We start from the raw sequence: 19031 nt of genomic DNA on the forward strand, positions 1-19031 counted from the left end.
TTATAAACTATTATTACACATGATATTCAGAAATAATAAAGGGTTAATTTTTTTACCTTCAATTATTATTTCGTAATGGAGATGGGGACCAGTGGAATGTCCTGTATTTCCACTTAACCCTATCAACTGTCCGGGCTTTACCAATTCACCCTTCCCAACAAACAGGGTCATTAAATGTCCATATCGGGTTCTGAAGCCTCCCTCGTTATCTATTAAGATGGTATTGCCATATCCTCTTTCGTACATTGAACTTAAAACGATCCCGTAATAGGTAGAAAATACAGCAGTTCCCTGAGGTACGGAAAAGTCAACTCCATGATGCTTTTTAAATACTCCGTCAACAGGATGCTTTCTGTACCCATAATGCGATGAAACAGTTTTATGATAGGATTCAACCGGCGGAATCATCTTTTGTGATTTTAATCTCTGGTAAGGAAATACTATAAAAAAGATAAAACACACAGGAAGTATCCTATTCTTTTTACTAAGTAATGTATACATAAGGTGTTATCATCATTGTATGTTTTCTCAGTTAAAAAAATCAATTCTCTTGTGTTTCCACTTGTGACGACAGTTCACCACCCATATCAGCATTTTCCTCCTGGGAAATTCTATACAATTCGTTTTCAATAAGAATATCAACCTCTTTTACAATTCTTTCAAAATTCCCATTGAGAACTTCATTGATCATTTCTCCTTCTATAATGGTTGGTATCTTATTCTTTATCTGATCTGTACGCTTCTCTACTTTTATTTTTCCTCTGAAAATCTTCCGGTTAATTTCTTCTCCGAAATTATCAGCAACCACTCCTACAAATTCTCCCTGAGAAAGCTGGGATATCGCAGATACGGGAATGGCATATTCTAAATTCTCATTAATAGAATATGAATTATTCGTATCAATGGTTACATTTTTTAATTTTTGCTTTTTCTTTCCGAATATTTCCTGAAGCTTGCTTGCCGTTTCACTTCGTACTGAACCACTAAAAATATTACCTACGATATTAAATATTGTTTCAGCTACTTTATCACCATAATCACGCTTCAGCTGTTCAAGATCCTGCATTCCTATGGTTGTTGAAACTTTGTTGGATCTCGCAGTAGCAATCAGGTTATCCAATCCCATAAAGTACATGGTGGGAAGCTCATCCAGGATCACGGAACAAGGTTGTCTTCCCTGCTGATTAATTTCTTTCAGAAGCTGGGTAACCACAAGCCCTAAAGCAGGAGAATTGGTTGTCTGGGTACTTGGTGAATTAGCAATAATTAATATGCATGGACTTTCCGGATTGTTGATACTTAATGAAATATTCTCTTCAGGAAAAACATTATTACCCATTACCCAGAATAATTCCTTGGTTGCCAACTGAGACAGCGGTATCCTCGCAGACGCTGTCTGACCAGAAAGCTGCTCGTAAGCCTGCTTGGCTAAAGCATCTGCAAAGGGAGTCATAAAGAATCTCAGTTCTGAGTACTGACCAAAAACTTTGAATACTTTTTCATCCGGCAGCGAAGCTAAAGATATGGCATGAGGCAGCGTACAGAATTTCCCGTCTTCATAAATTCTCAGGAAATAAATACAGGCCGCGAAATACGAAATCGCTGATTGTGCAAAGAAATCTTTTTCCGTAATCCATTCTTTATTCAGATTAAACAGGATGGTTTGTGATGCTTCGATGGCATCTGCTGCTTTTCTGATCAATTGAGGATCCAGAGGATTCACAAAATTAGATTTCTCCAGATCATCCAAAGAAACCACACAAAACCGCGGTTCAATTTTATATTGTTCTTTGTAATATTCATAAAAAGCAAATGTTTCTTTGGCCAGTGCAGGAAATTTGAAATCATACACCATCATCGAAAATTGCTTCTGAATATGCTGTCGTATATATTCTTCAACTACAGAGTAAGACTTTCCTGATCCCGGAGTTCCGAGAACCATCGTGGCTCTGAAAGGATTCACCACATTAATTACCCCGTTTTCTGTTTTAAAATTTACAGAATAAGGATTTTTCTTAACGACTTTCTCTTGTTCAAAGATTTGATTTTTATCATTAAACTCATCCTTCTTATCATAAAAATTGAAGTATTTTCTGAATTTTAAAAAACCAACGATATAAACAATGTAAGAAACAAAAGATATGATGGTATAAGAGATTATTTCAATCTTCACAACCGATATACTTAAGAAAATGATAAGAGATGATCCTACTATGATAATATTCTTCATAAAAGAAGAATTTTCTCCCACTTCTCTCTTTACTTCAAACCCAAAACTACAAAAGGAAACAATGGCCAGACTTACTGTTCGTAATAATAAAGGATTCTTAATAAGCGGGAAAGTTTTAAATAGCTTTATAATGAATATATTGATATATTCGTTGCCCAGTCCTTTCTCAACTATATATATATATTTCGAATAATAAATATCTACTAAAATAAACAGTATACTTACTAGAAAGGAAAATATAATTAATATATCTAAAGAATATTTATCGTTTTTCATTACATACAAATTATAACAGAATCCCGTTGCTGAAATTCCAGATTATCATCAATACTTATCAATCCAAAGATTTTATAATACAAAAGTGTATCACTGATCCTCTTCCTATTGGGAATCTTCTTCATTATCAGCGGCCTCCGTCTTTACCCCATTGCCACCATCGTTAACGGAAGCATTTTCAAGGCCTTTACTTTTGAATAAATAATTTTCTATAAGTAAACCATGAGGATTATTTTCAGTTCTTGCTACATTATATAAATCGAATGATGAATAAAACAGATTTTTTGTACTCACATTCTGATCAACTCTGGAGACGCTGAGCTTTCCATAAACAGATGCATGATAAGGATATTCTTTATCGTTAACTTTTATAGAATCTATTTCCAGTTTTTGAACCAGGTTCTGCGATTGTATCCTCGCAAAATGCCCGTTGGCCTTAAGAGATAAATACAATTGCTTTCCTGAGTTTCCAATCAGATAGAGGGCCTCATTGATATTTTTATCATAACTGAACTGATCGTATCCAAAAAATAACCTGTGAAACACTTTAATCTGGTTCTTGATCTCAGGCAGTCTGTAATTTTCGTAGTCCTGATCATTATTCATAGAGTTTGCAATGGCAGCCTGTCCCTTTTCAGTAATTACATAGATCTTTTTAGTAAAAACTTTACTCACGTAAACAGCCCAGACCGAGCTGGAAATAATAGCTATAATTGTAATAGAGAAGCTAAGAAATAATGCTTTTTTAACTAAAGAGTAAGTAGAAGGAATTTCACGTAATTTTTTTAAATCCATTGGTATTTTAATATTGATAAATGATGATAGAGATAAAAGAGAAGCATTTTATCTGAATATTTTAACTTTAAAAGAAGCTTTTCTGCAATTTTCACATAAGGGATACTGATTTTCATCGTTATTTTCTGACAGAGGAGCAATATTAGCCACCTTAACATTCTGCCCGCTTTTACATTTCACACACGACATAGCATCGGTATTAAATAAGTGAAATCCAACAGGCACTGCATTTTTTCCAGCTTCTGCTGAAGCGGACTTCAACCTTTCTTCTTCAGTATTTGAAGGTTCAACAAATGATTTAAATTCCATAGTTTAAGTAAATACGTTCTTAATGGGCATAAGATTAGAATATCAGCCACAAACAAAATTTCAGAAAAATTGTAAAAGGGATAGTATTGAATAAGTGTATGCGTTACCTATTCAATTCCTGCAGAAGTAAGGAGTGCCAATTAGATTTAAGCTATATTAAATAGCGTATAGCTTAAATCTAATACCGGTTGAAAAGTGCTATATGCTAGATGAATACATGAGTAATGACATCAACCAGGCCAAAAATAGCTAACCCTATCACAAAGCGGACAAAATTCTTTTGGGCCTGTTCGTTACCCTGCATGTACTGAACAAAGATCAGGAAAGCACCCACCACAGCAAAAGCTGCCACACCTGCATTCAATGAAGTTTTAAGAGTGTTTGTCCATCCATTAATTTTTGCATCAATTGCTCCAGCACCGCCGCCTCCCTGGGAGTATAATAAACTACTCATTGGTAATAACAATGCGATCAGGCTCCTTTTATTAAATTTCAAATTTTTCATTTCTGCTCTATTTTAAAACTAAATTTTAATTTTATTTGTTTATTTTTATCTGTAACCCGAATATCTGCTGAAAAATGGTTCCCTGTTTTTTACCATCATCCTGCAGAATTATATCAGTCTGTCAAAACTCTTCTGATAGTTCAGACTGATTCAGTTACTTTTTTTGATTCTCTATTTTCCTTTGAATTGATACTGATCAGATTTTCTAATTTCTCATCAAATCTGATGCATTGTACTCCCATCTTAAAATCAAAAAAAAATTCTTTAAACTCCCCTTTCCTGGGGTACTTTTTTATGATGTATAAATAGAGGATAGGAATTACTAAAAACACTAATGATACCAGTACCTTTTTAAATACAATAAAAAGGAACAACATCAGACATATAACAACGATCATAGCGGTGATAACGGGATAACCAAAGACTAAAGGAGTCCTTTCTAATGTTTTTGGAGTCTTATATTCCATATAATTTGTGTTTATTTTAATCTAAAAAAATCTTTATCATTACAAAAAATTCACTTATGGAAAATCTGTTCTGATCATAAAGGATGGCAGGCCAATTACAAACCGGATACAATTTTTATCAGCCTGCTCATACCCAACCTATATTGATGAATACTAAATGTCTTAACAATTATAAAACCTCAGATCAAACAGCGGCATACAACTTCATCGTCTCTTTCCATCCGGCTTTTTACCGTCCTGCTGTGAATCCTTTGAGTATGCAACAAATTAATGATCATATAGAAATACTATTTTTAAATCCAGAAGTACCTGATCTATAGTACATTTTTTTGCTTGTGCTTTTAACGCAGTTTTGGTGATTTAGGAGGAAGCGCAGGAGCAACGTTAGCCTCGGCTTTAAGAGTTTTAGGAGGAAGTTTTGGTGCTGATTTAGGAGAAAGTCTTGGTGGTAGCGCAGGTGCATTCTGTGTTTCTGTAAACTTTGAAAGATCATTTTTACTCGATTTAAATTGACTTGCATTTGCATATATATCTTGATTCACATTTGCATATATATCATCTTGTACATATGATGCGTTTTCCTTATCACGTTGCTTAGATATCGCCGCTTGCTGCTCAAGCGCTTTTTCTATCGCATTGTTAAGCTTTTCCATAAGTTCCTTATTAAGCCCTTTCGTTGCTAACATCCCGGTACTATTCGGATTTCTACTTTTGGTAAATACTTCAATATTTTCCTTACTGTCATCAACAAAAATATTTTTAACATCAATCAACCCTTCAATACTTGCTCTTTGTGCTCTTTCATATTTTTGTATTTCTTTATTCTTATCCTGAGCCATTTTAAGCTTATTTTCCTTGACAGTCCCACCACTAGCGATAGGAACAACAATCATTGGAATATCGTTTAACTGAGTTAAGCCCTTTATTTCATTTATTGCCTTAATTGCACCCGGAAACATAGAGGCTGTTAATATAGCAACATCAACACCTTGCTCTTTACGTTCTTTAACAAGTTTATTCAGGCTCTGTCCTTCAAAAAAATCAAATGTATGTTCAGGTTTTGCAGGTTTTCCTTCTGCTTTAAGTTTTTCATTTGTTTCTTTAGCATCATTTCTAGCATTCATCAATGCAGTCTGTACCGCCCACTTAGAACTTGGTGTAATGGGGGCTTTACCCATAAGCTCGTCCATTAACTGCCCTTTTGTCAATCCAGGAATATCATTGTCTTGATACTTATTTGTATATCTCATCATAGTATTATGAAGATGGCCATCAAATTGTGTATTATCGAAGTCTAAAAAGACATTTGTTTTTGTTTTCATTTTTTATACTTATTTATTGACACTGATTATTTAAAATAGCCCCCAATACATTTATTTTAAGCAGATCATCTATTGCGCAACGTGTCATTAAAATCCCCGCTATTGTGTAACTATTATCATTTGCAAAATTAGGAGGTGTTACAATCCACTGAAAATTAATACCGTAAGAATAATCCGTAATGTATGTAGTTTTTATTCGTGTTGGTAAACTGAAAAAAAATGACATGATCTTAGGTTAAAAAGGTCTATCGCAAGAAGATTATCCATTACACAAAATGTAATTATAAAGATCAATTGATTAAGTATTAACAATCTGTAAAACTACATAATTCGATAATTAACAAAAAAATAAGACCGTAAGAATAAACAGCAACGCGTGTAGTTTTTAATCGTGCTAATAAGCAAAAAAGCATACACTATCACTGATGTTATTATAGTATTCGGCAGTAGTTTAATCTATATACAAAACCACCACATATATTTTCATCCCGGCCGCATAATAACCACAACTAATCAACTGTATTACAGTCGTTTAATCAATACTTTTGCCCACTATACAATATGCCATTGATCTGGAATAAATAGGTACTATGAACGATTTACCTTACTATTGCAATTGTAACTGCATCCGTTGTTCTTTTTTCCTATTTGATGACGAGTCTCAGAACCAATAACAATTGGCAGGAAAAACGATTACGACCCATACAAATGACGGCAATCAAAATGAAAGTATTGCATATTCTTTTTAAAAGGAATTTCAGAAACGGAAAGAATCTTGTCAAAAAAGATAAGAGTCACGGAAGATAAACCAACTTTGATAATGAGAAAAAATTACCGCATGGTCTTTTCAGGAAACAAAATCTAACAATGAACTGCTTACATTATACAGCCTTATTCATCATTAAGTATATGAAAAACAAACAGAAAGACAATAAATAATGTCATCCATGTAGTTTTATAACTACTGGTTTTCATCTTCCAATGATAACAATTTTCCTAAATTTACATTATAAAAATCACTCATTATAAATATTTTTCTTCACACCAAATAGTGCTTTGGGTTCAAAATAGTCTAAGACTAATTTTCAAAAAAATCTGTAACTGAACTAACCTTACCAGGAATGGTATATTTAGATGAAATGAACCCATGGCCTATTTAACTGATTTTTATATTTCAACAAATATCCTTTTTTCAGAGAATTACGAACCAGGCTGAGAAGCTACCCATATGTCAAAAACGGCAATAAAAAAAGCAAGTGTCAGAACACCTGCTTTTTTTTCATCTCCTACGATTACGATTGATTAACTTTTCTTCCAGGACTTGCCTTATTAATTTTTAATCTTGTTGAGTTTTAGAAATTGATCCAAGCTGTATTTTCCAGCACCAAAAGAAAAAAAAGTAAGGAGCATCAGAATATAATATAGAGGAATTTCAAAACCATTATCTCCTGCATCAAAACCATTTCCAAAATGTACCGTGACAATAGCAATAATCATCGTATCAAACTGTCATAAAAACTGAAACTCCAGAAATAAAAAATCCGGAGATTTTTTTCTCCGGATCTGATATTGCTTAATTGTATACCAACTTATTTCAGGCCTGACATTTTTGAGTATGGATGAATTCGAAATAAATTAACAGTCTGAATTATTTTACCAACTGTAATATTCCATCTGCAGGGCTATACAATGTTCCAACAATTTTAATCTTTCCATTATCCTCCATTTCCTTAAGGATCGGACTTTTTTTTCGTATTTCACTGAGTGCTATTCTTACATTATTCTCAGAAACGAACTTAACAAATTCATTGTTCCTTGAGTTTTTCATTCCTGTAAAACTCAGACTTATATTGACCGCTGGTCTTATTCTGTAAAGTGTTGCTGTAATATTACCAAACCTGACATTGTCAATTGCTGCTTTTACCACTCCACAATGTTGATGGCCCATTACCATGATAAGTTTGGCACCCGCTACCGCACAGGCATACTCAGTACTTCCCAATACATCTTCATCTACAAAATTTCCTGCCACACTTTCAACAAAAATATCTCCCAGCCCCTGATCAAAAATATCCTCCACGGGAACACGATTATCTGAACAACTTATAACGACAGCTTTGGGAGACTGCCCATTTACAAGCGTTCTTGTGCGTTTTGTATGATTTCTTACCGTTACCGTTCCCTCCCGGAATCTTTTATTGCCCTCCATAAAATCTTTCAGAACCTCTTCACCTGTTAATTTATCCTGCTGTTCTTTTGTTATGATTTGAGGAGAAGACTTTGACGGGCTTTCTCTATTCTCTGCCTTTTTGCATGAAACCGCCAATCCACAGAGTAACAGACTTAATAAAATATTTCTTTTCTTATTCATTATCAGATGTGTTTTTTACATTCTCTTTAAACCCGGTTACCTTCAGAAGGACATCTTATTTATCAGGATGCGGTGTATATCTTAAATAAGGTTTGATTTCTTTAACACCTTTCGGATATAATTTTCTTGCATCTTCTGTAGCAATACCGGGAGGAATAATGACATCATCACCAGCTTTCCAATTAACAGGAGTGGCTATAGTATGTGTATCCACCAACTGCAAGGAGTCTAAAACACGTATTATTTCATCAAAATTCCGTCCTGTAGATGCCGGATAAGTAATCATTAAACGAATTGTTTTATGGGGGTCAATGATTAATAAAGAACGAACTGTTGCTGTAGTGGATGCTTTTGGGTGAATAAAATCATAAAGCTTTGAAATGGCAAGATCATCATCAGCAATGATCGGAAACTGAACGCAAGTCATTTGGGTTTCATTAATGTCATTTATCCAATTCTGATGATCTTCTACCCTATCAACACTTAATGCAAGAACTTTGGTATTGCGGTTATCAAATTCAGTTTGCAGCTTTGCTGTCATTCCCAGCTCCGTAGTACATACAGGTGTATAATCTGCAGGATGAGAAAATAAAATTCCCCATGAATTCCCAAGGTAATTATAGAAATCTATTTTGCCGGCAGACGAATCGGCCTGAAAATTTGGTGCGGTATCTCCTAATCTAAGTGACATAATTATTTTTATTTTAATTTATCCTGTTATTTCTATCGCAAAGTAAGTTCTGCAGATATTTTATTATTGTTTTGAATTATTTGCAAAACTATCTATAAACGGATGGATTAAATAATTTGGCTTGTAGATATTACACTATAATAATGTAAATATTAATCCCTGTCTCGCTTGTATTATTAAAGACAAAAATTTGAAGGTATAATCAAAATAAACCTCATCGGGACTGGTGATTACAGCAAATTTTTATGCTCCATCAGATAGGACAAAGCTTCTCTTACGGCCTGTTCAGGATTTTTCGGATTAAAACCCAATTCATTTCTGGCTTTGGAAATATCAAAATTCTGTTGTAGTCCTGAAAACATAGCAATATCCTTTGTGGTTAATACAGGAGGTTTTCCACTTATTTTAGCTGAAAGTTCCATGAATCCGGCAATGGTATAGAGAATAAATTTAGGAACAGAACCCGGCACTTTGATTTTCAGTTCCGGATAAAGCTTTTGAGCCAATCTGGTAGTGTTGGTAATAGTCATGCATTTTTCATTCGCTAAGATATACCGTTCCCCTGAACGTCCTTTCTGAGCTGCAAGGTAACATCCTTCGGCAACATCCTTTACATCTACCCAATTAAGGGTTATTTTGGTGTCCATTGGTATTTGTTTATTTAAAATTAACTTCAGTACACCATAGGACACATTCAAAGGAAGAAAAGCTTCGCCTCCTATCATTGCTCCCGGCATTACAGACACCAGTTCTATTCCTAATTCCTCAGCGAGTTGAAAAGCCAGTTTTTCGCCATCGTTTTTCGAATTATAATACATATCCCGGCGGTCAGGATTATACCCGTTACTTTCTTTAGCAGGAAGATGAGTATAATCCAAAGCTGCAATGGAACTTACATACACGATTCTTTTCACGCCCGCTTCTGCAGCAGCTTCAATCGTATTTCGGGTTCCGTTCATATTGACATCGTAGATTTCCTTTTTTGGATCTTTAGCCCACAATTTAAATGCTGCACCTACAGCATAAAATGTATGAACCCCCTGAAGAGCCTTAACAAAGGAAACTTTGTCCGTAATGTCAGCCTGAACTACTTCACAGTTCAGATCCTTGAAATATTCTTTATTTTGGATACTGCGAACGGATGCCCTTACATGAAATCCTTCTTTTATTAGTAATCTTACCAGATTATTGCCCAGATGACCGTTCGCACCTGATACCAATACTAAGTTTTTGCTTGTCATATCTTTTGATTTTAAATGATAGTGCAAATTTCAGTTTTGCTCATTCAAAATCACTTCACAAATGTTACCTAATAATCTGCTTGCGGATACGGCTCAAACTTTTTGGATTCATCCCTAAAAAAGAAGCGATATACTGCATCGGGACATTATGCAGAATTTCAGGATTTTCCGTTATCAACTTTAAATAACGCTTTTCAGCGGTCAATGTTGCAAGATCCTTTGCCCGTTTTTCATTGTAGGACAACGATTGCTGAAATACCAAAAAACTGAAATCTTTAAATGCAGGACTCTGCTGGATAAGCAGATCGAGATCAGCCTTTGTAATGCGTAAAAGCTCACATTCGGTAATGCACTCGAGATTTTCTTCAGATTTATTCTGATTGACAAAGTTGGTATACGATGTAATGAAACCGGGAGGACAGTTGATATGGGTGGTTATCTCATCTCCTTTATCATTGTAATGAAACAGCCGGACGAAACCTGAAACCACAAAATACAGGTACTGCGGTATTTTTTCTTCTTCCTCGATTATTCTGTTTTTTGGATATAATACAGGTTCAAAATACCGATTACACAGCTCTCTTTCTGAATCTGAGAGTTTTACATTTTTTGAAATAAGTTGGTTCAGCTGATTATGCATAGCATTACAAAAATATAAACTTCCGGATTAAAATCCATTATCATCTGAAATTGGCAACTTTCCAAACAAGATGGTGTTCTTTTGTGATAGCATTTTTACTGATTATACAGTCGGAGAATTTCCACCAATTCGGGTATGGATCGTATTTTCAGCTTCTCAAACAACCTGACTTTGTATGTACTGATCGTCGATGAATGGAGATTCAGCTGATTAGAAATTTCTTTGAGGGGAAGGCCTTCCGCAAGCTTATTGGCAATTTGCAATTCGCGGTCTGAGAGGGCTTCAAAGGGGGAATTTTTTGCCGTGCCGTTTAACGATTCTAAAAAAATCGATTCCTTTATATTATCACTGATATATCGGCCTTTATTAAGCATCGCCGCTAAAGCAGTCTCAATGACTTCAGTGGAGCTCAGCTTGCTTAGATAGCCACCAGCTCCCATTTTCAGATAACGCATCCCATACAGCTCTTCATCCTGTGAAGAAAATATCAGAATTTTTAATTCAGGCTGATGAATTTTTATATAATCTATTGCTTCCTGAACAGTACCATTAGGCATATTAACGTCCATAATGGCCAGATCGAATTCTTCTTTCAGAATTAATTTGTAGAGCGATTTATAATCCTCTACCTCTGAAATTATAGCATCAGGCAGGAGTCGTTTAATCGTCTGTATCAAACCCATCCGGACGATACCATGATCGTCTGCTACAACAATGCGAATGTTTACTTTTGAACCCATCATTCTATAAATTTACGTAAAAAAAGAGAAACCGTGGTACCTTTATTTTCAGTGGAAATGATCTGGATGTTTCCTTTAAGCAAGGATATAAAATTTTTTACAATTTTCAAACTTAATCCCACTCCTTTCTCGCCAGCAGTTCCCAGAAATACAGGATTACCATGAGTGTAGATCGCAGGCAAATACTTTTCATTTATTCCCGTTCCGGAATCAATTACAGAAAGTACAACCTGATCATCTTCTGTACTTTCCTGTAAATAAATATCTTGCCCCGGAAAGGAATATTTTACCGCATTGTTGAAAATTTTGTCCAAAACATATTCGAGTAACACGCGATCGCTCGTAAGAAATGCATGATGATCTCCTTTAAAGTAAAAATTGATGTTTTTTTCTTTTAATTGAGCAGCGTATTTTTCTTCCAAATAGTGAAAGAGATCCGTCACCATAATTGTAACGGGTTTAATCTTAAATTCCCCGTACTGTGTTTTTAGCCAGCTAACACTATCCTGAATCGTTTGCAGATTCTTCCGGGCATCACGTTTTATCTGCGGCAATAACTTAAAAAAATCTTCCTCACTTATGGTCTTTTGCTCCAGCTCTTCGATAAGCCACAGAAAGGTTCCAAACAGTTCTTTTGAGTCATGAGACAATATCGAAATCAGTCCGTTCTTGAAATTGATTTCGTTTTCAAGTCTTTCGATTTTTAATTGTAGTTCGTTGATCAAATCATTCATAAATTCAGTATCACGGTTAGAAGCTGTTTGAATTATTTTTGAAAGAAGGCAGAAAGAGTTATGTTGTTTAAATACTGATAAAAACATATAGTCCAGACCTTTCTTTCAGGAGCTGGCAAGTTATAAAAAATATCATATCAGTGAAAAAAAAATCAAACGGGATTTACCTGAAATAATACAGGTCCTGTTTTATTTCACAAAAAAGGCTGTGTCAGATTCCATGAGAATTTTAACTCTGGCAGACGGTTTACCGGTATTATCGAAAATAGAGAAAAGGTGAAATATAGAACAGTACCAACAGATTACAGATCACAAAAAACTGAATGATACAAGATAAAAATGGCAGCCTGAAGTGGCAATCATTGATAGCCAGGCACCCAAAATACATCTACAGGTAGTGAAAATTACAAGGAGCGAAGGAAAAACTCATCAAAGGAAGAAAAAGTATCTATGGAGATACTTCAGGAAATTTTTTGGAAAGTTTTGTAGTTCCGGCCAATTGCGACCAGCGAAGAACAGCCATAAATGCCGGGACTAAATACGCTAAGAAAACGAGTTATTGGTATTAAACGGATCTATAAGAAAACTATTTCAGAAAGTAGGGTTAAATTGCCGTAAAACTATAATACACATTGACAGAGTAAGTGGTATTTTCCTTCCCTACCAAACTTTGGGCACCCGCAGGCGATATGGTATATCTTACGTTTAGTCCCCGGTCCAGAACCGGAGTTCCGTTAAAGAGTATTTTTTGTGGAGTTTTGGATAAGGGTACATTTACAGAACTTCCGTCCAATCCAATTTGTAAAATGTTGGAGTTGATGTCGGTCTGCAGGCCGCCTTTCTTGAAATAATTTTCGTCCGATTTTACATAGAGCTCAAAATTTTCATTATTAGACAACATAATCTGGTTGGGAATCATCTGTGACTGGCCATCCGTGTAATGGGCAGCGGTATTAAAATTGAAGTTGACATTGCGCCCGGAACTGGGAATGGTGATCTCTGACAGAGGAAGCACCTTTAGCTGAACAGCCGTATTTTGCAAGCTGTTAATGGAGTTATCTGTACTGCTGGCATTGAAGTTCAATTCAAACGTATAGGTTCCGGCTTCAAAAAAGAAGTTTTTAAAATCTTCAGCAGACACATAAAGCTGGGGGGTAAAACTGTTCCTGTTTCCCGCTACAACACTGAAGTTAGCAGCCGAAAAATTCTGAAAATCGGCAGATAAGGCCTTGGTGGTAAGTGCAGATCCGTTACTACCCAATTTAATGCTGGCAATATTTCTGGTTCCGGGAACACCTTTAGAGGACGTGAACTGGACATTTGTGGAAACTGCTTTCGCCCAAAAATTAAAATCAACCGTATTCGCGATTTCCGTATTTCCAAAATCCCATACCCGCGTGCCTGTACTGCGGTAGTCATTCAAAGATGAGATTTCTATATATTTTGTTAAAGAGTTTGCAATCCATCGTATAGATGAAGGAATGACTAAAATTGTTTTAAAATTACGGGGCGTGAAGTCATTATAATTCTGAGTGATATCCATGGAGTAATTCCCGGCCCGGAAGGCATTGGCTGTAAATTGTGAGGCAGGAATTTTAAATGTAAAATTGATGTTTCCGCGGTTGAACCCTCCACCGATACTGATGGATGGCGGTTCAAACCATTTTACAGCGCTTGTACTGAACGACTGAAAACCTGGTAAATAACCTGAAAGTCCGGTATAGGGCAGCTGCCCGCCCATACTTTCCAGCTGCCACAGAAGAGCGGATGCGGGTAATGTGAGTGAGGAAGAAGAATGAGTAAAATTTGGCCCGGAAACAGAGGTAAATGTAGGAGCGATTGGGAGTAATCCCAAAAAGGCATAATCCCAGTTGGTTCTGTTGGCGTTCGTCATTACCCTTGTAGGTACTGAGGTAAATTCGGTCCTGTTAAAAATATTATTTTCAGGAACCGACAGGTACACATCCTGAGCTTTCGTGGCTGCAGCCCCGCAGAACACGGTAAAAATTCCTATTAGAAAAGCCCTCATCTTTTTCATACTTTTAAATTTAAAACTTTTTCACCTTAATGGTGGTGTCTTTCTTCTTATATTCAAAAACCAGAGTTTTTGAGTACCCTTCTTTTGTCACCTGAATAGTTTGGCTGGGTTGTGTATAGCTGTATTTGTCATTTTCAATATAGATGTTATATTTTCCATCTTTCAGGAAAAATTCAAACTCATTTTTCTGGTTCACCACTGCAGTATAGATCGTGCCATCTTCACTTTTTGCATACACCACTATTCCGGTTACATCCGTTTCCAAAACATCGTAAGCTTGTTTGATCTCTGTCAATTTCCCACTTACCCTGATGTTTTTTACCATGCCCACTTTGCGGTTAATATTGTTATGGACCATAATGGCAGTATCCATCATCAACCGGGCACCCGCACTTTCGTTTACTTTCAGCGTGTAAGTACCTTCGGGCACATTCTGAAAAACTACTTTTCCATTCTTATCCGTCATCGCTACATAATTGTCCAGTTTTACAATTTCATTAGCAAGTACTGCTTCGCCGGACTCCAGAAGTCCATTGAAATTTTTATCTTCAAAGAACTGGAAAGCCACTTTATGATTTCCAAGAGCTGTAGCGGTGGTAAAATATTTTCTAATCCCCACTCTGAACTGGTAATAACTTCCGCTGGTTGCATATTCAGCGGTAGATTTATACCCGGAAAGATTAAAATACCCTGTGGTGGACCAGGAAGGCGAAATCTTATATTCCAGATTACCTGTGATATTGCTGTTTAAATTTTGATACAGTTGCGAATAGAAGGTTCCTGCTGAAAAAGATCCGGTCAGATTATGGTTAAACATCTGGAAATTATATGAGGCGTATACATTGTAGTTGGCGAAATTACGGTTTACATTATAATAAGAATTTAAATCAAAGACACTTGTTGCGTTCCATTGGGCGGTTCCGTTGAGGGAGAATGACTTATATCTGTAAGACAAGGTTGTTTTCAAACTGTTGAACCAATCTGGTTTATCATTCTCTTTTGAATAAGAATATTCCGCCGTAAGGTTCAATCCGTGAGCACCTAAAGTAGTACTGATGTTGGCTTCCAACCTATAGGAAAAAAGTTCCTGTGATGTGTAAAAATTAGCTGTTTTTTGCTTTTCAACCTTTGGAGACAGTAGAAAATTCCATTTCTTTAAAGAAAACTGATACCCTAGTCCCAAAGCTTCTGTACTGTTGAAATAATAACGCAAATTAGCGGTGTTCCCAGGTTGGATGGGCTCGCTCTGGAAACTCAGGAACTCTGGCTCTATCTGCGACTTCTGATATTGTATAAAAGCGCGCTGAGCAGCAGAAAATTGACGGCCGATCCGCTGATTTGAGAAAAAAGATCCCCTTTTGATCCCTGCATAACTTTTGGTGGCAAAGGAATTGAAAGACTGTATCTCCCATTTCCCTATTTTCCCCTCGTAATTGGCTCCCATTAATGCTCCTGCATTTTCATCGTTGTTCAAAAGACCTTTTTCGTGGCTCACTCCTACCTCCGTGCGGATGGTGTGTTTATCATTAATTAACAATGATGTTACCGCATTCGCTACCTGCGTATCTACGTTAAAGCGCGGATCATGATCGAATATATAAGACACTTTCCCGTTGAAAGATTTAGCATTTCCAAAAGCATATTTTGTACCCACCATGGTAGATCCTTCTGTTTGCTGGAAAAAAGTGCCATACAGGTTGTAATTATTTTCCAGCGCAAGAACTTCAATCTGATTATTGTTACCAAATCTGGTAGAAATTTTCCCGCCTCTTCCGAAAACCGGGTAATCGTAATCGCTGCTGTTAACATTTCCCAAGCGTAATACCGTATTTTTTCTCTCCAGTTCCAGCCAGGTATCATACAGGTTATACAAGCCGTCTTCAACATAGTAATCTGCACCGATATTGAAACGCGATTTTAAATTGTCAGACACGCGAAATGCTGTATTTCCCCTCAATTGAAGATAATTGAAACCTGAACTATTTTCATTATAGCTCATTTCCGCAAAGTTACTTCCGCTCACCGCTTCATTTCCACGGGCAATCTGTCTGTTATGTGATAAAATAACTAAGTAGAGTGTATTGCTTCCCACAATTTTATTATCAAGCAGATCTGTGACAATTGCATTAATATTAAATTCCGGATAAAGTGTATTCTGTTTTCTGACGGCAATTTTAATCTCAACTGTTTGCTTTTCCAGACCTTCCAGAGATACGGTTTGTTGTTTTGGCAAAATTTCCAAACCATCAGGAATGGATTGCAGATCAATCTTAACGGTGCGTTTACTGTACCCCTGGTTTTCTACAGTCAGCAGAATTGAGGATTGAGGTAAAGCAGGATTAATGAAATTTTCGTAGTTGGCGGTATAAATTGCGATGTTTTTGTTCTCGCCCTTAGCAACGAAGAACGAGGTACTAGCAGTTCTGGTAACCGCTGGGGCGGCGTAAGAAACCTGAAATTGGATCTTATTGGATCTCAGTTTCATAAAATCCACGTTGGCAATCAGTTTCACAGGAAGATTTTTAGACTGACCAGCGCCTAAGGTAAAGCCATTTTTGGGATAGAAAAGCAACCCCGGATAGTTTTCCTGAGGAATAATATTCTGAATAATAATCTCTTCAGAACTTTTATTCTCTATGATCAGGAAATTAGTAAAAGTAGAACCCTTTTCAACAGCTAAACTGTCATTTTCAAAATGGATTTGAATATCCTTTTTTTCCTGCGCAAAGGCCCACGAAAAGTGTAGAAGAACAAATACAAAAAATAAGATTGTTCTTCTCAGGACTGACATCGATATTCCATTCTGTGGTTTCAAAGCTTACTATTAAAATTTAAAGTTTTTTTCTCCTACACGTAAATCATTGGATTCTGCCATTTTGACGATAACCACACCAAGGAAGTTCCCTGAAATGTTTTCAGGTAAAGAAAACTGAACAACCTGATTGGTATCCGGAAGCATGGAGATTGAAATTGCGGGTAATTTTATTTCTTTGCCGCTGTCTGTGTTGGTAAGTTCAAACTCAACGGTAGCATCATTGATGGTGTTTCCGTCATTGTGAATGCTTACTGCAACTTTTCTGTTCGCTGCATTTTCATTGCTCACCTCTGCAATATTGGTAATATCCAGACTTTTCACATGGTTTCCCGGTGGAGTATAAAAGAGGTGAAGTCCCACCTCAAATAAGGTGATAATACCAATACCATTCTGAACACGTGCCTTATCTGCCTGCTGAGGAAGTTGGGTAAAAAACAACATACTGTTCGTAACGGCAGATTGTGACGCATTTGCAGGAATCTGCATGGTTACTGCAATCTCCTTTGTACTTTTCGCAGGAACTGTTACAGTGTTTTCTAAGGTAGATACCCAGGAAGCATTAGACGTTTTTGAACTGCCTGCATCAAGATAAACCTTATTTCCGTCTTCTTCTCTGAACCAGTCTTTATAGTTGAGATTAAAGACATAATCCTTATCCGAGCTGTTCTGAAGCGTGACCGTCTTTGTTACTTTTTCTCCAGGATTACCGGTAAAAAACAATCGTGTAGGCGACATAGAGATACTTTGTGCCAGAAGCGAAGAAGATCCTGTGAGGATAAAGAAAATGAAAAGGTGAATGAATTTGTGCATGGTGTAAATAGTTTAATAATAAAAGATTCCCAAAACTACTGAAAACATAGCAAAAGGAACCTTTTAAACTAATTTTTTTTTATAAAGCAGTCGCGGTATACGTTACTGTTTGTGTATAAGTTCCGGCTGGTTTTCCTAAAATATCAGAAGATGATGATTTTGCTGCCGGAATAGTGTAATCCAGGTTCAATGTTAAGGCACTTCCGAGAGGAGCATTGGCTACTAAGTTTTTTTCTCCGGGGGATAAAACCACTTCGCTTTTTGTTCCGCCCATACTTCCGGGAGCTTCTGCAGCTTTGATTGTTAAAACATCCACTGGGATTGAGTTCGAACCATTGAGGAAATTCGGACCGCCTGCTTTTACTTTTACATTAAAGTTCTTTGTGGAAGTAACTTTTAAAGAGTTCGCTTTGGTAATTGTCTGATCAGAATTATAGTCTGCTGCAGTAACATAATTAAAGGCAACTATACCACCAATTGCTGTACTTCCTGCATCGATAGAGATGACATCGTTCAGGGTAATGTTTGCAGCTGTGGTTGCGGTTGTATTCTGAGCTTGAATATTGTTAGTTCCAAATATAATTGTTCCAAAAGTTAAGGCTGTGATTGTGATTAGTTTTGTCATGGCAGTAATATTTTATTGTTATTTTTATTTAATTGTTCTTGATGAACACTGCAAATCTACAGCGGTGATAAAAGTTTTTTTATTATAAAGCTGTTGCAGTATATGTTACTGTCTGCGTATAAGTTCCGGCCGGTTTTCCTAAAATATCAGAAGATGATGATTTTGCTGCTGGAATAGTGTAGTCCAGGTTCAATGTTAAGGCACTTCCTAGCGGAGCATTGGTAACTAAATTCTGATCCGTTGCAGATAAAACGACAGTATTTTTTGTTCCGCCCATGGTTCCGGCGGCTGTAGCTGCTTTGATCGTCAAAACATTAACAGGGATTAAGTTCGTTCCATTCATAAAATTAGCACCTCCTGCTTTTACTTTAACATTAAAGTTCTTCGTGGAAGTAACTTTTAAAGAGTTGGCTTTAGTAATC

The 19031-nt window shown here is 36.3% G+C and carries 16 protein-coding genes and 1 pseudogene; all 17 read right to left on the bottom strand.

Translation table 11 applies throughout. The features are described 5' to 3' along the window. Positions 1-408 carry a M23 family metallopeptidase gene (locus tag AC5YGI_RS18650; RefSeq protein ID WP_330746739.1) on the bottom strand — a complete coding sequence of 136 codons (408 nt, stop codon included), beginning with the start codon at positions 406-408 and terminating at the stop codon, positions 1-3. Between the two features lie 133 nt (positions 409-541). Beyond that, complete coding sequence (locus tag AC5YGI_RS18655) at positions 542-2230, bottom strand: type IV secretory system conjugative DNA transfer family protein (protein ID WP_330746740.1); 1689 nt, start codon at positions 2228-2230, stop codon at positions 542-544. Positions 2231-2611: 381 nt separating this feature from the next. Further along, entirely contained in the window at positions 2612-3301 is a 690-nt protein-coding gene (locus AC5YGI_RS18660; RefSeq protein WP_330746741.1) for a hypothetical protein, read from the bottom strand. Between the two features lie 48 nt (positions 3302-3349). Continuing rightward, positions 3350-3610, bottom strand: coding sequence for a hypothetical protein (locus AC5YGI_RS18665; protein WP_496169219.1), 261 nt, complete (start codon positions 3608-3610; stop codon positions 3350-3352). A 205-nt stretch (positions 3611-3815) separates the two neighbouring features. After that, complete coding sequence (locus AC5YGI_RS18670) at positions 3816-4064, bottom strand: hypothetical protein (protein WP_454511894.1); 249 nt, start codon at positions 4062-4064, stop codon at positions 3816-3818. An 859-nt stretch (positions 4065-4923) separates the two neighbouring features. Continuing rightward, the gene (locus tag AC5YGI_RS18675) at positions 4924-5904 is read right to left on the bottom strand and encodes a hypothetical protein (protein WP_496169220.1); all 981 of its coding nucleotides are present in this window, start codon (positions 5902-5904) and stop codon (positions 4924-4926) included. Between the two features lie 1648 nt (positions 5905-7552). Beyond that, on the bottom strand, positions 7553-8275 hold the full coding sequence (locus AC5YGI_RS18680; RefSeq protein ID WP_496169222.1) for a carbonic anhydrase family protein: 723 nt from the start codon (positions 8273-8275) through the stop codon (positions 7553-7555). Between the two features lie 55 nt (positions 8276-8330). Next, positions 8331-8966 (bottom strand): peroxiredoxin, encoded by a 636-nt coding sequence (locus AC5YGI_RS18685; RefSeq protein ID WP_496169224.1) that lies wholly within the window; start codon positions 8964-8966, stop codon positions 8331-8333. Positions 8967-9196: 230 nt separating this feature from the next. After that, on the bottom strand, positions 9197-10207 hold the full coding sequence (locus tag AC5YGI_RS18690; protein ID WP_496169226.1) for an NAD-dependent epimerase/dehydratase family protein: 1011 nt from the start codon (positions 10205-10207) through the stop codon (positions 9197-9199). A 64-nt stretch (positions 10208-10271) separates the two neighbouring features. After that, positions 10272-10847, bottom strand: a complete 576-nt coding sequence (locus AC5YGI_RS18695; protein ID WP_446105574.1) for a Crp/Fnr family transcriptional regulator — start codon at positions 10845-10847, stop codon at positions 10272-10274. Between the two features lie 95 nt (positions 10848-10942). After that, complete coding sequence (locus AC5YGI_RS18700; protein ID WP_496169227.1) at positions 10943-11590, bottom strand: response regulator; 648 nt, start codon at positions 11588-11590, stop codon at positions 10943-10945. Next, the gene (locus AC5YGI_RS18705) at positions 11587-12321 is read right to left on the bottom strand and encodes a sensor histidine kinase (RefSeq protein WP_446105573.1); all 735 of its coding nucleotides are present in this window, start codon (positions 12319-12321) and stop codon (positions 11587-11589) included. The genes AC5YGI_RS18700 and AC5YGI_RS18705 overlap by 4 nt, the downstream gene beginning before the upstream one ends. A gap of 604 nt (positions 12322-12925) precedes the next feature. Next, positions 12926-14359, bottom strand: a complete 1434-nt coding sequence (locus tag AC5YGI_RS18710; protein ID WP_496169229.1) for a hypothetical protein — start codon at positions 14357-14359, stop codon at positions 12926-12928. A 10-nt stretch (positions 14360-14369) separates the two neighbouring features. Then, on the bottom strand, positions 14370-17174 hold the full coding sequence (locus AC5YGI_RS18715; protein ID WP_496169231.1) for a COG1470 family protein: 2805 nt from the start codon (positions 17172-17174) through the stop codon (positions 14370-14372). A 9-nt stretch (positions 17175-17183) separates the two neighbouring features. Next, complete coding sequence (locus tag AC5YGI_RS18720) at positions 17184-17984, bottom strand: fimbrial biogenesis chaperone (RefSeq protein ID WP_496169233.1); 801 nt, start codon at positions 17982-17984, stop codon at positions 17184-17186. 79 nt (positions 17985-18063) lie between these two features. Continuing rightward, the gene (locus AC5YGI_RS18725; RefSeq protein WP_496169235.1) at positions 18064-18609 is read right to left on the bottom strand and encodes a peptidoglycan-binding protein LysM; all 546 of its coding nucleotides are present in this window, start codon (positions 18607-18609) and stop codon (positions 18064-18066) included. An 82-nt stretch (positions 18610-18691) separates the two neighbouring features. Beyond that, positions 18692-19031, bottom strand: a pseudogene (locus AC5YGI_RS18730) (peptidoglycan-binding protein LysM); the annotation flags it as partial.

Source organism: Chryseobacterium sp. CS3K3.1 (assembly GCF_059515165.1).